General features: G+C 72.5%; 14 protein-coding genes. 3 read left to right on the forward strand and 11 right to left on the reverse strand.

The genetic code is table 11. The annotated features are described in order from the left end of the window. Positions 1-181: 181 nt before the first annotated feature. From ACIO6U_RS35815 to ACIO6U_RS35830, 4 genes are all read right to left on the reverse strand, one after another. On the reverse strand, positions 182-943 hold the full coding sequence (locus ACIO6U_RS35815) for an AIM24 family protein (RefSeq protein ID WP_355348694.1): 762 nt from the start codon (positions 941-943) through the stop codon (positions 182-184). Positions 944-960: 17 nt separating this feature from the next. Further along, the gene (locus ACIO6U_RS35820) at positions 961-1,644 is read right to left on the reverse strand and encodes an AIM24 family protein (protein ID WP_188285752.1); all 684 of its coding nucleotides are present in this window, start codon (positions 1,642-1,644) and stop codon (positions 961-963) included. 6 nt (positions 1,645-1,650) lie between these two features. Then, positions 1,651-3,291, reverse strand: coding sequence for a TerD family protein (locus ACIO6U_RS35825; protein WP_355348690.1), 1,641 nt, complete (start codon positions 3,289-3,291; stop codon positions 1,651-1,653). A gap of 101 nt (positions 3,292-3,392) precedes the next feature. Then, positions 3,393-4,025 carry a M48 family metallopeptidase gene (locus ACIO6U_RS35830; protein ID WP_355348687.1) on the reverse strand — a complete coding sequence of 211 codons (633 nt, stop codon included), beginning with the start codon at positions 4,023-4,025 and terminating at the stop codon, positions 3,393-3,395. 289 nt (positions 4,026-4,314) lie between these two features. On the opposite strand from ACIO6U_RS35830, the gene ACIO6U_RS35835 reads away from it, so the two are divergent. Further along, positions 4,315-5,508: a ThiF family adenylyltransferase gene (locus ACIO6U_RS35835; protein WP_401725637.1), complete on the forward strand. Its 1,194-nt coding sequence runs from the start codon at positions 4,315-4,317 to the stop codon at positions 5,506-5,508. A 21-nt stretch (positions 5,509-5,529) separates the two neighbouring features. Then, positions 5,530-6,879, forward strand: coding sequence for an ABC1 kinase family protein (locus ACIO6U_RS35840; protein WP_401725616.1), 1,350 nt, complete (start codon positions 5,530-5,532; stop codon positions 6,877-6,879). 95 nt (positions 6,880-6,974) lie between these two features. Here ACIO6U_RS35840 and ACIO6U_RS35845 read toward each other — a convergent pair whose 3' ends face one another. The 5 genes from ACIO6U_RS35845 to ACIO6U_RS35865 form a co-directional block, all read right to left on the reverse strand. Continuing rightward, positions 6,975-7,160, reverse strand: a complete 186-nt coding sequence (locus tag ACIO6U_RS35845) for a hypothetical protein (protein ID WP_223187396.1) — start codon at positions 7,158-7,160, stop codon at positions 6,975-6,977. A gap of 105 nt (positions 7,161-7,265) precedes the next feature. Beyond that, complete coding sequence (locus tag ACIO6U_RS35850; RefSeq protein ID WP_188283322.1) at positions 7,266-7,514, reverse strand: hypothetical protein; 249 nt, start codon at positions 7,512-7,514, stop codon at positions 7,266-7,268. Positions 7,515-7,639: 125 nt separating this feature from the next. Beyond that, positions 7,640-8,008 (reverse strand): WhiB family transcriptional regulator, encoded by a 369-nt coding sequence (locus ACIO6U_RS35855; RefSeq protein ID WP_391044318.1) that lies wholly within the window; start codon positions 8,006-8,008, stop codon positions 7,640-7,642. 155 nt (positions 8,009-8,163) lie between these two features. After that, positions 8,164-8,535, reverse strand: a complete 372-nt coding sequence (locus ACIO6U_RS35860) for a hypothetical protein (RefSeq protein WP_355348677.1) — start codon at positions 8,533-8,535, stop codon at positions 8,164-8,166. A gap of 133 nt (positions 8,536-8,668) precedes the next feature. Beyond that, positions 8,669-10,876 carry a UvrD-helicase domain-containing protein gene (locus tag ACIO6U_RS35865; protein WP_391044315.1) on the reverse strand — a complete coding sequence of 736 codons (2,208 nt, stop codon included), beginning with the start codon at positions 10,874-10,876 and terminating at the stop codon, positions 8,669-8,671. 238 nt (positions 10,877-11,114) lie between these two features. Between ACIO6U_RS35865 and ACIO6U_RS35870 the strand changes: the two genes are divergently transcribed. Next, positions 11,115-11,357, forward strand: coding sequence for a mycoredoxin (locus tag ACIO6U_RS35870; protein ID WP_355348671.1), 243 nt, complete (start codon positions 11,115-11,117; stop codon positions 11,355-11,357). 95 nt (positions 11,358-11,452) lie between these two features. On the opposite strand, the gene nudC is transcribed toward ACIO6U_RS35870, so the two are convergent. Next, a complete protein-coding gene (gene nudC / locus ACIO6U_RS35875) occupies positions 11,453-12,373 on the reverse strand; it encodes an NAD(+) diphosphatase (protein ID WP_355348668.1) in 921 nt (306 codons plus the stop codon). An 84-nt stretch (positions 12,374-12,457) separates the two neighbouring features. Next, positions 12,458-16,003 carry a UvrD-helicase domain-containing protein gene (locus tag ACIO6U_RS35880; RefSeq protein ID WP_401725623.1) on the reverse strand — a complete coding sequence of 1,182 codons (3,546 nt, stop codon included), beginning with the start codon at positions 16,001-16,003 and terminating at the stop codon, positions 12,458-12,460. Between the last annotated feature and the right edge of the window lie 87 nt (positions 16,004-16,090).

Here is a 16,090-nt window from a genome sequence, read left to right on the forward strand (position 1 = left end):
GGGGGGGGCCCACCCCGCCCCTACCGGGCGGTGGGGGCCGTGACGGGGGGCCTCCCGGCGCCCCCCGCCCCGGGCCGGAACGGGGGGGGCCGCCCCCCCCGGGGCCCCCCCCCCCCCACCTCTTTTGTGCGGCTTTTCACGGCCTTCGTACGACGAGGTCGGCGGCTCTCGTACGGCGAGGTCAGTTGGACCAGATGTTGCCCTGGTTCTGACCGTGGCCCTGCGGGCCCATGCCGTACTGGGCGCGTACGCCCTGGCCGATCACCGCGTTCTGCGGCGGCATCAGCTCGCTGGGCTGGACCAGGACGTATCCCTGGCCGACGAAGTTCAGCTCCCAGCCCTCGCCGGTGTTGCCGCGGCGGCGGAAGACGGAGGAGCTGCTGGTCTGGGCCTGCATCTGGACGCGCAGGCTGGTCGACCAGGCGACGACGGCGTCCGCGTCGCAGGACACGTACTTGTCGGGCGTGACCGGCATCAGCAGCGGCTTGCCCGACGTCATCAGGGCGACCTTGCCCTGCCCCGAGATGTTGAGGTTGTACGCGCCCGTGCCGGACAGGCCGAACTGGCTGTCCACCGCGATCACGTCCCAGTGCAGCCCGGAGTCGAGCGCGAGGACGTACGCGCTGTCGACGGTCAGGCCCTCGTGGTCGACGTCCAGGATGTGGATCTGCTGGGCGAGGTTGGCGAGGTAGACGGTGCCCTGCCCGGAGCAGCGCATCAGGTCGAGGCCCTCGCCGGTGTGGCGGCGGGCGCCGCGCTGGCCCTGCGACTGGTACTCGCCGTCGAATTCGATCATGCCCTGGTAGGCGACCATCGAGCCCTTGCGGGCCAGGCAGTCGGGGCCGGTGTTGCCGTCGAGGCGGACCCGCAGGAGGTAGGAATTCTGCAGGGTGTAGTGGTCCTGGTTCTGGACCTCGGTGAATGCGAAAAGCGGGCTCTGCATGATGGTGTCGCTCCCCCTCAGCCCCGGATCCGGAGACGGTCAGTGCTGTCCTCGCTGGGCTGGACGACCACGAAGCCCTGGCCGGAGAAGGCGATCTGGAAGGCCTCCCCGCTGCCGCGGCCGATCAGCGCCCCGGCCCTGAAGCTGCGCTTGGCCTTCATCTTCAGCCCCGACGACCAGGCGACGAGCGCGTCCGGGTCGACGTAGGTCTCGTCGGCGCCGCTGCCGCAGTCGACCACGATCGGCGTGCCGCGCGAGGTCACCGCGACCCAGCCCTGACCGCTGACCCCGACGTTGAACAGGCCCTGACCGGCGAATTTGGCCAGCCCCTTGACCCGTTCGACACCCCAGGTGAGGTGCGCGTCGAAGGCGAGCAGATTCGTGCCGTTGACGGAGACCGACTCGTTGTTGAGATTGAGGCAGACCACGTCGGCGCCGTAGTCGGCGAGGTAGAGCAGGCCGTCACCGCTGCATTTCATCAGCGGGGCGCTCTCGCCGGTCAGCCAGGCCGAGGCCATCTGCCGTACGGCGGGCGGGTTGGGCTCGTACTGCACGAAGCCCTCGTAGGCGACCATCGAGCCGGTGCGCGCGAAGAGGTCCTGGCCGGTCACCATGGCGACCTTGAGCATCGACGAGCCGTGGTTCTCCATCCGGGCGGCCACCGGTGCCGGTGCGTAGCCCGCGATCATCTGCTGGTCCATGGCGGGTCACACCTCGTAGGGCTGGACGACGATGAAATTACCGGGGGCGCCACGGAACTGGAGGTTCACGGTCTCGCCGCTGTGGCCGGGATACGCGGTCCTGCGCAGCCGCACCTGGCTGGAGACGATCACCTGTGAGGCGGCCGACCAGGCGACGATCGCGTTGCTGTCCGCGTAGGTGGTCGGGGTGACGGGCAGCACCACGGGGGTGCCGTGCGTCTTCACGATGACCGTGCCGGTGCCCTGGAACTGCATGGTGAACAGGGCGCCGCCGGGGATGCCGTGGCCCTCGATCCTGCGCACCTCGTGCTGGAGGGATTCGTCGAAGGCCAGCACATTCTCCGCCGAGACGCAGATGGCGTCGCCCTGGAGCTCGATGGGGTGCAGATAGGCGGCGTTCTCCGCGAAGAAGACCTGGCCGCCGCCGGTGCAGCGCATGAGCTGCATCTCCTGGCCCGTGGCGTTGCCGACGATGCGGCCGGTGAAACCGGCACCCTTGTAGCCGAAATCGACTTTGCCCTGGTAGAGCACCATGCTGCCCTGGCGGGCGAGGACCGGCTGGCCGCCGCCCTGGCCGAGGTCGGCGCGCATCATCTTCGGATTCTGCTGCGTCCAGCGCTGGCCGGTGGGCGTCTCGCGGTACTTCTGCATGGCGGCGGCGAGGCCCGCGTTCTGCGCGGGGACGGCGGGGGCCGCGTAGCCGCCGCCGGGCGGGCCGGGGGGACCCGGCTGGCCCGGCACCTGGCCGAAGGGCGGCTGACCGCCGAATCCGGGGGCGGCGGGGGGCGCGCCGGGCGGCGGGACCTGGCCGAAGGGCGGCTGTCCCGGCGGAGCCTGGCCGGGCGGCGCGGTCAGGGGCGCGACCATGGTGGGCGCCTGGTGGAGGCCGGGGTTGCCGGGCGGCGGCGCGAAGCCCTGGGGCGCGGGCGCGGCGGGCGGGCCGGGAGGCGCGCCGAAGGCGGGCGCGGGAGCCGGGGGCGGTACGGGGGCGGCCGGCGCGGGTGCTCCGAAGGCCGGAGCGGGGGCCGCCGCGGGGCCGGGCGGGGGTGCGAAGCCGGGTACGGCGCCGGGCGGCGCGAAACCGGGAGCCGCGGCCTGCTCGGGCGCGGCGGGCTCGTCCTCGGCGACCTCGCCGCCGAAATTCCGCAGCAGCGCGTCGAGCCCGCCGTCGAAGCCCTGGCCGACGGCGGCGAAACGCCACACGTCCTTGAGATAGATGTCCGCGACCATCACGGCGCGTTCGGTGGTGAATTCCGCGCCGGTGAAGGCGTACCGCGCGACTTCCTCACCGCCCGCGACGAGCCGCAGATAACCGGGGGCGACCTGCGACATCTGCCCGTTGCCGTCGATCGTCGCGGTGAAGGCCAGCTTGTGCACGTTCGCCGGTATGCGGTCGAGAGTGACACGGAAGGACTCGGTGTCGCCGGACTGGGCGCCGAGGAGCTGGATCGACTCCTCGGGCGACTTGGGCTGGTTGAAGAAGATGAAGTAACGGTCGTCCGACAGTTGTTCCTTGTCGTCGAGCCCGAAACAACTGATGTCGAAGGTCAGGCCGGGGCCGGAGATCTGCACACCGACATACAGATCCGTCCCCGCCGTCAGATCACTGATCTTGGCCTTGTGGCCACGCTGGAATTCCCTGGCCATGGATACGACCGTCCCCCATCCCCTCATTGCTGCGCTCGCGATGCGGCGCTTGTGCTGCCGCGCCGACGTGGCGACAGGCTAACCGGTCGTGCCGACAGCGGCTATTCCTCGCGGGAACCGGGCGGATGCGGCAGCCGGTCGGCCGCCACGACGCCCTCCAGGAAGCCGCGGGCGCGCTCGGTGCGCGGATAGCTCTCCAGCAGTCGCCAGAAGCTCGGGCCGTGTCCCGGCACGAGCAGGTGCGCCAGCTCGTGCAGCAGCACGTAGTCGATGACGTACTCGGGCATCCCCTGGAGGCGGTGCGACAGGCGGATGCTGCCCTCGGAGGGCGTGCACGAGCCCCAGCGGGAATTCTGGTTGGTGACCCAGCGGACCGTGTCGGGCACGGCCCGGCCGAGCAGATACTGCTCGGACAGCCGTTCCGCGCGGGCGGCCAGCTCGTCGTCGCCGGGCATCCGGCGGCTCTCCTGCGCCGCCAGCTTCTCCAGCATCGTGGTCACCCAGCGCTGCTCCTCGGCCGCCGACATTCGGGCCGGAATCAGCACGACAGTTCGGTCGCCGTCGCGATATGCCGAAACCGTTCGGCGCCTGCGGGCACTGCGGCGCACTTCCACCGCATTGGTCCGTAGGCCGCTTGCGGGCTGGCTGGAGAGGCTACGCGCTGGATCGGCGGACACGCCTTCGACGTTACCCGCTGCGTGTCCGGGAAGTCCCGTCTCCCGGCCGGTTCGCATGGGAATCACCTCGCTTCATACGCATATTGAACGACTATCCCCCACAACCTGTGGATAACTCTCCGGGAGTTTCGCCGGGAAATGGCATGCTGAGTTCTGTCGCTTACGGAGAGTGACGAGGGAAGTCGGAATGGGGAATTTCGCCGGGCGGGCCGGATGGACGGGACGGGCTGGCCGGCGGGCGGCTCTCCCGGTGGACCTTCTTGCGGACGTCCTGGTGGACCTCCCGGTGGACCTCCTGGTGGACCTCCCGGTGGATCGAGTGAACGGATGGACGGGGGTGACGGTCATGCGTCCCATGCTCAAGAGCGCGCTGCGCCGCAGTTGGCGGGACAGGGAGAGCGTGCAGTTCGGGGTGGACCCGGCGCACGCGGTGGTGCTGGAGCCGGTCGACGGCGCGGCGGCCGGTTTTCTCGACCTGCTCGACGGGACGCGCGGCGCCGACACGCTGACCCGTGACGCGGGTGCGCTGGGCCTCGGGCCCGCGCAGGTCAGACGGCTGCTGGGGCTGCTCGCCGAGGGCGGCGTGCTGGACGACGCGGCGGCGCACAGCGCGCTGGCGGAGGCGGTACGGCACCGGACGGCGGCCCTGGACCGGCTCAGACCCGATCTGGCGGCGCTCTCGGTGGTCCACCCGGGTCCCGGCGGGGCGGCGGGCCGGATACGGCACCGCAGGGCGGCACGGGTGCGGGTGCACGGGGCCGGGCGGGTCGGCGCCGCCGTGGCCTCGGTGCTGTCGGCGGCCGGGGTGGGCTCGGTGGACGTGCTGGACAGCGGGCGCGTCGAGCCGTGGGACACCGGCCCCTGCGGCATCCCGGCCGACCACATCGGGGACCGGCGGGACGCGGCGGCCCGTGGCGCGGTACGGCGGGCGGCGCCGGGTCCGCGTACGACGCCGGGCGAGCGCGGCAGACCCGGCGCCACGGTGGTGGTGATCGCGCCGAGGGACGGGCTGGACGCCTGGGCGCCGGATCCGGGCGAGTCCCGGCGGCTGGTCGCCTCCGGGGTGCCGCATCTCTACACGGGTGTGGTCGAGGGGACGGGCGTGGTCGGTCCGCTGGTGCTGCCGGGTCGGACGGCGTGCGGGGAGTGCCTGGGGCTGCGGCTGGCCGACGAGGACCCGGCCTGGCCCCGGATGCTGGCCCAGCTCAGGTCGGGGCGGCAGCCCGCAGTGCCCGCCTGCGACATCGCGCTGGCCACCTCGGTGGCCGGGCTGGCGGCCGGACACGTGCTGGCGCACCTGGATGGACGGGTCGCGCCGGGGGTAGGCGGCCGGGTGGAGATGTCGCTGTCCCGGCTCACCACCAAGGTCAGGGCACTGCCCGGTGACAGCCGCTGCGGGTGCGGTGCCGGGACCGCCCGCGGGGCGCGGGACGGCCGGGACACCTGGGGCGACGCAGACGGGGGCAAAGCGGCGGAGCCGACGACAACCGGTGCTCGCTGGGACGGGGCGCCGGTGGCGGGGGGCACAATGGCCATGTGACCGACGGGAAATGAGGGGCGCATGTCTGATCTTCCGCGCAAGGCTGTGACCCGTACCGCGAAGCTGGCGGCGCTCCCTCTCGGGTTCGCCGGACGGGCCACGCTCGGACTGGGAAAGCGGCTGGGGGGCAGACCGGCCGACGAGGTCGCGACCGAGTTGCAGGAGCGGACCGCGGAACAGCTCTTCAAGGTGCTCGGCGAGCTGAAGGGCGGGGCCATGAAGTTCGGCCAGGCCCTGTCGGTCTTCGAGTCGGCGCTGCCGGAGGACATCGCCGGGCCCTACCGGGCGGCGCTCACCAAGCTCCAGGAGGCCGCCCCGCCGATGCCCGCCCGCACCGTGCACAAGGTGCTGGCGGAGCGGCTGGGCAAGGACTGGCGCTCACTGTTCAGCGAGTTCGAGGACACCCCGGCCGCCGCCGCGTCGATCGGCCAGGTGCACCGGGCGGTGTGGAGCGACGGGCGCAAGGTGGCGGTGAAGGTCCAGTATCCGGGGGCGGGCGACGCGCTGCTGTCCGACTTGACGCAACTGGGCCGGGTGGCACGGCTGTTCGGGCCGCTGGTGCCGGGGGTGGACGTGAAGCCGCTGCTGGTGGAGTTGCGCGAGCGGGTCGAGGAGGAGCTGGACTACGCCCTGGAGGCCAGGGCGCAACACGCGCACGCGGAGGAGTTCGCCGAGGACCCGGACGTCCACGTGCCGGATGTGGTGCACCAGGCCGACGAGGTGCTGGTCACCGAGTGGATGGACGGCGTGCCGATGTCGGAGGTGATCTCCGGGGGCAGTCAGGAGATGCGGAACCGCGCGGGGCAGCTCCTGGCGCACTTCCTGTTCGCCGGGCCCGCCCGCACCGGGCTGCTGCACGCCGATCCGCATCCGGGGAATTTCCGGCTGCTGGTCGACGACGGGCCCGCCGAGGGCTGGCGGCTGGGCGTGCTGGACTTCGGCACCGTCGACCGGCTGCCGGAGGGGCTGCCGCTGCCGATCGGCACCGCCCTGCGGCTGGCCCTGGAGAGCGACGCCGACGAGGTCTACGCGATGCTCCGCCAGGAGGGTTTCGTAAAGCCGACGATCAAGCTGGACGCCGAGGCCGTGCTGGACTATCTGCGGCCGATCATCGAGCCGGCCGGGCGCGAGGAGTTCACCTTCGACCGGGCGTGGATGCGCGCTCAGGCGGCCCGGATCGCCGACCCGCGCTCACCCGCGCACCAGCTCGGCAAGCAGCTCAATCTGCCGCCCTCCTATCTGCTGATCCACCGCGTCACCCTCAGCACCGTCGGGGTGCTGTGCCAGCTCGGCGCGACGGTCCGGCTCCGCGACGAGCTCAACGCGTGGCTCCCCGGCTTCGACCCCGAGGGCACGGCGGAGTCGGCCTGAGCGGGCACGGACGCCGGGCGGCGGCGGACGGCTGGCGCTGAAGGCTGGGTGCTGGGGCGGCCGGGCGGCTGGGCGGCCGGCGGTTGGGAGCCGCGCTACCACCACGCGGAGTCGAGGCGGCTCTCGATGCTGCGGAGGTGCTGGCGCGCGCACGTGACGCAGAAGTACACGCGGTGTCCGTTCTCGACGGAGCAGGTCCACGTCAGCGGCAGGCCATCGTGGGTCTCGCCGCAGCGGGCGCACGTGGTCGTGGTCGTGGTCTGAGAGTTCTTCTGATCCACTGGTTGACGATACCTCCGCATGCGCCGCGTTTGTCGCCGTAACGCACCGCGGGGCCGGTCCTTTCGGACCGGCCCCGCGTCAAATGTTGGTAACTGCCTGACTGGTTACTGCATGACGGCCATCGCCAGTGCCCGGCGGGCACGGAGCGAGGCGCGTTCGGCACGGCGCTGGAGTCGGCGGGCGGCGAGCAGCCGCACGGACCTTCGTTCGTGTTCGGCCTCGTACAGGCGCTGTTGCATATGGGCACGCGCCAGTGCTTCTGGCATGAGTTGCATTTCGAGGTTCCTGTTCTGGTACGACGCGGGGGCGTCGGAAGTACGGGCTGCGGGGATCTCGGTGAGTGTGGGGTTCATCGGGGCCTGATTCTTCGGGTCGAGCGTGAGTGGGCGGTCAATCGTTCCGGGCAGATGCGCCGTGGTGGCGCTTCGGGTGGTGCGGGCCTTCCTGACGTTCCGGGTCGGCCGGGTCCTCCTGGCGGTCATACCGCGACCGCGTCCTTGCGCGGACGGCCACGGGGCCGCTTGCGGGGCACGACTACACCCTGGATGAACAGCTCGCCGCCCCAGACACCCCAGGGCTCGCGGCGGTCCTTGGCCCCGGCGAGGCAGGCCTCACGGACGGGACAGGTCTGGCACAGGGACTTCGCGTACTCGACGTCCGCCGGCGACTCGGCGAAGAAGACCTCCGGGTCGTAGGTGCGGCACGGGACGGGCACGCCGAGTCGCTCGATCTCGTCGTCGAGCTCGGTGAGGGGCAGCAAGGGAGTCTCCGGGTCGTGGTGTGCTTCTGCGGGCGAGCGGTTCAGGTCGGGCTGGGGTCCGGACGGGGCGTGCTGGGCGGTAGGCACGGTTGGTTCGTTCCTCGTCTGTCGGTCCGGCCGGTGGGCCGGTTTTCTGTTTCTGCCTGTCCTGCGGAACAGGCTTTCTGTCTGGAGAGAAAACAGAAGGGCCGCGGATCCCGGTCTGGGATTCCGCGGCCCTGAGGCGCCGACCTGATGCGTTATCAGGCTGGATCACTCCAGGGTTCGAGCCCGCGGAAGGCCCACTTGCCGTACTGCTGCGTCTTCTGCTGTCCATTGCCATTGGCGAAGCCGCCGCTGGCGAAGCCGTCGATAGCGCCCTTGGCCTCGATCGCAGCCTTGGCGGTACCAGCGCCGGCGCCGTTGGCCGCCGCCGCGAAGGCAGAGGCATGCGCCAGAACCTTCGCCGCTACCGCTGCCGCGGGCGCCTGCATCGGTCGCTCGTTCCGCTCACGGATCGGCAGAACCGGGAGCAGGGCGGAGGACAGACGGGTGGCACGCGGCGAGACGCCGAGCGGGCAGGTGGCGACGACCGAACGATCGGTCATTTTCACGGTGGTCATGATGCTGATCATTGGGCTCGCCTCCTCTCGGCGTCGTAGTGCGGATGGAACGGACTGCTAGTACATCACGATCAGACCCGCTCTTGGAAGAGCCGCTCTCGACCGTGCTCCCGAAGGCTATGGGGACTTCCTCGGGATGCGCAAACTATTTTTCCGCCTCTTCTTCAGTTTCTTCGGAAGATCCTTCGGCGGCCTCGTTTCCGCCCGGTTCCTCCCCCGCGCACAGCGCCAGAACGTCCGCGCCGAACTTGTCGAGTTTCCGCGCGCCGACCCCCGCGATCTGCGACAACTCCGCCTCGCCGCCCGGCCTGACCTCGGCGATGGCCAGCAGCGTCTTGTCGGTGAAGACGCAGTACGCGGGCTGGCCGAGCGCCTTGGCCTGTTCCATCCGCCACTCGCGCAGCCGTTCGTACAGCGCCTCGTCGAGATCCGAGGGGCAGTCCTCGCAGCGCATCAGTTTGATCTCGCCCGCCTCGGACAGCGTCCGGCCGCAGACCCGGCACAGCACCGGGCCGCGCCGCTTGCGACCGCCGGAGCCGCGCTCCGCGCCGCCGCTGCCGCCCGCGCCCGCGCCGCGTGCGCCGCGCGGCGCGGAGCCGGGGCGCAGCCCGTCCAGGAAGCGCGAGGGCCTGCGCCCGCCGCGCCCGCCGGGTGAGCGGGACAGCGCCCAGGACAGCGACAGGTGCAGCCGGGCCCTGGTCACCCCGACGTACAGCAGCCGCCGCTCCTCCTCGACCTGCTCGTCGGTCTTGGCGTAGGTGATCGGCAGCGTGCCCTCGGTGAGGCCGACCAGGAAGACCGCGTCCCACTCCAGGCCCTTGGCCGCGTGCAGCGAGCCGAGCGTGACGCCCTCGACGGTCGGGGCGTGCTGCGCGTTGGCCCGCTCGTCCAGCTCCGCGACGAAGTCCGAGAGGGTGGCGTCCCGCCGGGCCGCCGCGAAGTCCTCCGACAGCCGGACCAGCGCGGCCAGCGACTCCCAGCGGTCCCGTACCGCCCCGGAGCCGGCCGGCGGCTCGGAGGCCCAGCCACGGGAGCTGAGCACCGCGCGCACCTGCTGCGGCACGGTGTTGTCGGCCTCTTCCGGGTCGGTGGACGCGCGGGCGGCGCCGCGCAGCAGCAGCCCGGCCTCGCGCACCTCCGGCCGTTCGAAGAAGCGTTCCGCGCCGCGGAGCTGGTATGGCACCCCGGCGTCGGCCAGCGCCTGCTCGTAGACCTCGGACTGGGCGTTGATCCGGTAGAGGACGGCGATCTCGCTGGGGCGTACGCCGGAGGCGATCAGCTCCTTGATCCGGCGCGCGGCGCCCTCGGCCTCCGCGGGTTCGTCCGCGTACTCGGAGTACACCGGCTCGGGTCCGGCCTCGCGCTGCGAGATGAGTTCCAGCCGGTGGGCGGCGGCCTGGCCGCGGGCCTTGCCGAGCAGGCCGTTGGCGAGGCCGACGACCTGGGGGGTGGAGCGGTAGTCGCGGACCAGCTTGACCACGGTCGCGTCGGGGTGCCGGGAGCGGAAGCCGAGCAGGAAGTCGGGGGTGGCGCCGGTGAAGGAGTAGATGGTCTGCGAGGCGTCGCCGACCACGCACAGGTCGTCCCGGCCGCCGAGCCACAGCTCCAGCAGCCGCTGCTGGAGCGGGCTGACGTCCTGGTACTCGTCCACCACGAAGTGCTGGTACTGCGACCGCACGGTGTCCGCCACGTCCGGCCGGTCCTGGAGCACCCCGACGGTCAGCAGCAGCACGTCCTCGAAGTCGATCACCCCGCGGTCCCGCTTGAGCTGTTCGTACGTGGTGTAGATCTTCGCCACCTCGGCCGGGTCGCGCGGCACGTCACGGCCGGTCTTGGCCGCCGCGGCCGCGTACTCCTCCGGCACCGTCTGCGTGACCTTGCACCACTCGATCTCGCCGGTGACATCGCGCAGTTCGTTGCGGTCCAGCCTGATCCGGCAGCGGGCTCCCGCCTCCGCCACCAGTTGCACCTTGCGCTCCACCAGCCGCGGGATCTCCCCGCCGATCGCCCGCGGCCAGAAGTACTGGAGCTGCCGCAGTGCCGCGGAGTGGAACGTCCGTGCCTGCACACCGCCCGCGCCGAGCTGCCGCAGCCGCCCCCGCATCTCCCCCGCCGCGCGCGCGGTGAAGGTCACCGCGAGCACGCTCGCGGGTTGCAGGATTCCGGCCCGCACCCCGTACGCGATCCGGTGCGTGATCGCCCGGGTCTTGCCCGTACCGGCCCCCGCCAGCACGCACACCGGCCCGTGCAGCGCCGTCGCGACGGCGCGCTGCTCGGGGTCGAGTCCGGCGAGCACCGCGTCCGCGGAGTCGGGTTGCGCGGGAAAGAGCGATTCGTGGGTTGTCGCAGTCACCCCGCCACTCTGCCAGGTCCGACCGACACCCCGGCGAAGTTATCCACAGCCGCCCGCGAAACCCGCCGCGAACCTCGCACCGGAACCCACGCCGGTACCTGCCCCTGGACCCGCACCCGCAAGCCGCCCCGTAACCCCCTCGCGGCCGACCGGCCGCCCCCCGGAATGCCCACTCACGCCATGGTGTTCTACTGGCGCAGAACCCCCTTCACCCGCAGGCGACGAGGAGCGAGAAGCGATGTCGGGCACCGTGACCATGTACAGCACCACCTGGTGTGGCTACTGCCGTCGGCTGAAGAGCCAGATGGACCGCGAGGGCATCGCGTACACCGAGGTGAACATCGAGGAGGACGCGGAGTCGGCGAAGTTCGTGGAGAAGGCGAACGGCGGCAACCAGACGGTGCCGACCGTGCTGTTCCCCGACGGCTCCACCCTCACCAACCCGTCGCTGGCGCAGGTGAAGCAGAAGATCGGCGCCTGACCCGCACCGTACGTACGAGCCCGTCGTCGCCGTGAGGCGCGGCGGGCTCAGGCGTTGCTGCCGCTGAGGGCTCAGGCGTTGGCGCAGCAGCAGGCTCAGGCGTTGGCGCCGGGGCGGGGCAGGGGCTTGCCGTACCAGAGCTCGATGAGCCGGGCGGCGATGGAGATGCCGAAGGGCGGCAGCACTTCGCCGGACTCGAAGGCGGCGCGCAGGTCCTCGCGGGAGAACCAGCGGGCCTCGTGGATCTCCTCGCCGTCGACGGTGATCTTCGACGAGGTGGCGTGGGCGTTGAAGCCCAGCATGAGGCTGGAGGGGAAGGGCCAGGGCTGGCTGGCGACGTACTCGACGTCGCCGACGACGACGCCCGCCTCCTCGAAGACCTCGCGGCGTACGGACTGCTCGATGGACTCACCGGGCTCCACGAAGCCGGCGAGGGTCGAGAAGCGGCCTTCGGGCCAGTGGACCTGGCGGCCGAGCAGGGCGCGGTCCTCCTCGTCGGTGACCAGCATGATCACGGCCGGGTCCGTACGCGGGTAGTGCTCGGCGCCGCAGGCGGGGCAGCGGCGGATGTGGCCCGCGGCGGCGATGACGGTGCGCTCGCCGCAGCGGGAGCAGAAGCGGTGCATCCGCTGCCAGTTCTCCAGCGCCACCGCGTGCACCATGAGTCCGGCTTCCAGCGGCGACAGCAGCCCGCCGACCTCGCGCAGCCCCGCGGGACGCGCCTCCTCGTCCATCCGGCCGGGAAGGGTGTCCTTCTGGAGCGCGAAGTAGCGCACGCCGTCCGGGGCCGTGCCCAGGAAGTAGCGGTGCGTCTCGGTTTCCGGGGCGTCGAAGGCGGGGGTCATCACCAGGGCCGTACGCCCGTCGGGCCCGTCCTCGACCAGCACCTGGCCGCCGGAGACGACGAAGACGCGGGTTGTCGGGTGGCTCCAGGCAGCGGCCAGCCACGCCTCGTCCAGGCGGTGGTGCGCGGCTCGGTCGACGCCCTCGTGGGTGAGGGCGAGCGGTTGCGACATAGCGTCGAATCCGGTCAAGGCTGCTTTCAACTCCCGGTGGTCGTGCACATACGTGCAGCCTAGCTTGGCGGGGGTGGTCCCGATTTACGCGGTCGGGCCCCGCTTTCCCGCGGTCGGGCCCAGCAGCCGCTCAAGACCCTCCCGGTCCGGCAGGTCCGGCGGCCGGATGACCGTCGCCGTGCGGATGTGGAGGAAGGCGGCGGTGACGCGGTCGAGCGGGACGCCCTGGTGCTCCGACCAGGCCAGGCGGTAGACGGCGAGCTGGAGGGGGTCGGCGTCGGTGGCGCGGCCGGTCTTCCAGTCGAGGATCTCGTAGCGGTCGCCGTCCCGGTACACCGCGTCCATCCGGCCGCGGATCACGCGGCCCGCCAGGACCAGGTGGAAGGGGAATTCGACCCGGTACGGGGTGCGGTCGGCGTACGGACCGCGCAGGAAGGCGTCCTTGAGCGCGGCGAGGTCGCGTTCGTCGGCGATGTCGTCGTCGCCCTCGATGCCGGGGAGGTCTTCGGGCCCGAAGAGCGGGCGGGCGTCGAACCGCGACTCGACCCACGCGTGGAAGCGGGTGCCGCGCCGGGCCGCGGGCGCCGGGGGGCGCGGCATGGGCCGGGCCAGGTCGCGGGCGAGACCGTCGGGGTCGGCGGCCAGCCGCAGCAGCTGCGTCGCGGTGAGCGCGGCGGGCAGCGGCACGTCCCGTACGCCCGCCCGCGCCCGCCGCAGCTCGTCGGCGAGCGCGTCGAGGTCCCGGTCCCAGGACGCCACCAGCCGCGCCTCTTCCGCTACGAGACCGGGTTCAGCGTCCCGTGCGGGTTCACCGTCCCGTGCCGGTTCACCGTCCCGTGCCGGTTCACGTACGGGTGCGTCCTGCGCCACGGGGCCGCGCGCCGGTACGTCCTCGCGTACGCCGTCAGGCTCCCGTACCGGCGGGCGCTGGGTGGGGAGCGCGTCCCAGTCCGCGACGTCGTCCACGTCACCCACGTCGCCCATGTCACCCACGTCGTCGTACGGCGGCTCGTCGTCCGGCTGATCGTCCGGCTCGTACGACGGCTCGTACGTCGGCTCGTACGGCAGCGGCGCCGGGGAATCCGCGCCGGGGTCGGAGCCCGCGCCGGACTCCAGGTAGGTGAGGACGGTCTTCGCCGCCCGGCGCCGCCGTTCCAGGGCGGTCGGGTCGAGGGGCAGCGGCCAGGGGGGCTCGACAGGGGCGGCGAGGGCCGGATTCTGCTCGTCCTCGGCCGGGGGCTCCGCCCAGTGCTCGATCTCGCCGTGGCCCGCCTCGCAGTGGGTGCGCAGGGCCTCGAGGAAGGCGGACGGCTCGAACGGCTTCTTCTGGGTGGGGCCCCACCGGTGGCCGGAGCCCAGCAGCAGGGAGCGCGGGCGGGTGAAGGTGACGTAGCCGAGGCGCAGCTCCTCCACGCGCTGGTGTTCCTTCATGGCCGCGCGGAAGCCGTCGAGCCCGGCGCGGCTCCATTCGGCCACGTCCGGGAGGGTGGCCGCGTCGCCGCGCAGCCCGTGCGGCAGCACTTTCGCGTTGGCGGGCCACAGCTCGCGTCCGCGTTCGCTCGGGAAGCCCTTGGCGACCAGGCCCGGCACGGCCACGACGTCCCACTCCAGGCCCTTGGACTTGTGGGCGGTGAGCACCTTGACGGTGTTCTCGCCGCCGGGCAGCGAGCTGTCGAGGCCCTTCTCGTACTGGATGGCGGTGTGCAGGAAGCCGAGGAAGGCCAGCAGCGTGGCCTCGCCGTCGAGGGCGGCGAAGCCCGCGGCGATGTCGAGGAAGGCGTGCAGGGTCTCGCGGCGGCGGGCGGCGAGCGCGTGCGGGGACGCGGACAGCTCGACTTCGAGGCCGGTGACGGCCAGGACCCGGTGGAGCACGTCCATCAGCGGGTCGGCGAGCGCGCGCCGCAGATCCCTTATCTCCGCGGCGATCCGGGCGAAGCGGACCCGTGCCTCGGGCGAGAACGGCAGGTCGTCGTCCGGGCCGTCGCTCCCGTCGGACCCCGGGGACGCCGATGCGAGGAATGTCTCCAGCGCGTCCGCCAGCGAGATCACCTCCGCCGGGTCGACGCCCTCGACGGCCGCCGCCAGCGGATCGCGCCCGTCCCCCGCGGCCCCGTACCGCACGAGCTGCCGGGCGCGGCGGCCGAGGAGGGCCAGGTCGCGGGGGCCGATCCGCCAGCGGGGGCCGGTGAGGAGGCGGACGAGGGCGGCGTTCGCGGTGGGGTCGTGCAGGACTTCGCAGACGGCGACGAGGTCGGCGACCTCGGGCAGGTGCAGCAGCCCGGACAGGCCGACGACCTCGACGGGGATGTCGCGGGCGACGAGCGCGGCGTGGAAGTCGGCGAAGTGCGCGGCCGTACGGCACAGGACGGCGATCTCGCCCGCGGGGGTGCCGGTGCGCACCAGGTGGGCGATGGAGTCGGCGAGCCAGGCCGTCTCGTCGTCCTGGGTGGGCAGCAGGGCGCAGCGCACCAGCCCGTCGCGTTCGGCGCCGGGGGCGGGCCGCAGGGCCTCGACGCCTTCGTGGCGGGCGCGCAGTTCGACGGCGAGGGTGTTGGCGAGGTCGAGCAGGCGCCCGCCGGAGCGGCGGTTCTCGCTGAGCGAGTAGCGGTCGGCGGGGCGGCCGTCGGCGTGGGCGAAGTGCCGGGGGAAGTCGTCGAGGTTGGCCACGGAGGCGCCGCGCCAGCCGTAGATGGCCTGGCAGGGGTCGCCGACGGCGGTGACGGCGTGTCCGGTGCCGCCGCCGAACAGCCCGGCGAGCAGCAGCCGCTGGGCGACGGAGGTGTCCTGGTACTCGTCGAGCAGCACCACCCGGTACTGGTCGCGCAGGATCGCGCCGACCTCGGCCCTGTCCTGCGCGAGCGTCGCGGACAGCGCGATCTGGTCGCCGAAGTCCAGCAGGTCGCGGGAGCGCTTCTCCGCCCGGTAGTCGGCGGCGAGCCCGGCGAGGTCGAGCCGGGCGCGTACCGCCTGCTTCACCTCGCGCGCCCAGGCGTAGCCGCGCGTGGCAGGGTCGATGTCGGCCAGCTCCTCGGCCAGGCGCGTGTCGTACGCCGTCAGCCGCTCGACCGGCACCAGGTGCTCGGCCAGTTCGCCTTCCAGCGCCAGCAGGTCGCCGACGAGTGCGGGCAGGCCCTTGGTGAGCGCCGGATACGGTCCCGGCGCGCGGCGCAGCACCTTCGCGGCGAGCTGGTAGCGGGTGGCGTCGGCGAGCAGCCGCGCGCCGGGCTCCAGGCCGATCCGCATCCCGTGGTCCTTCAGGAGCTGCCCGGCGAAGGAGTGGTACGTGGCGATCTGCGGGTCGCCCGGCGGGTGTTCGGGGTCGCCCTCCGCCGCCGGGTCCGGGTCGGGGTCGGTGATCCCGGCCCGCGCGAGGGCTCTGCGGACCCGCTCGGACAGCTCGCCCGCCGCCTTGTTGGTGAAGGTCAGGCCCAGCACCTGCTCGGGCGCCACCTGTCCGGTGCCGGTCAGCCACACCACCCGCGCGGCCATCACCGTCGTCTTCCCCGACCCGGCCCCGGCCACGATCACGCCCGGCGCGAGGGGTGCGGTGACGCACGCCATCTGCTCCGGGGTGAACGGGATGCCCAGCAGCTCCTTGAGCTGCTCGGGGTCGGTGAGGGGGGTTGCCACTCGGGTGAGGCTATCCGGCTCCGCCGACAGCCGTGGCGGCGGAACCCCTCATTCCGCGATCCGTACGACACCGCCGTCCGCACGCTG

This window comes from Streptomyces sp. NPDC087422 (genome assembly GCF_044744145.1).
Taxonomy (GTDB): domain Bacteria; phylum Actinomycetota; class Actinomycetes; order Streptomycetales; family Streptomycetaceae; genus Actinacidiphila.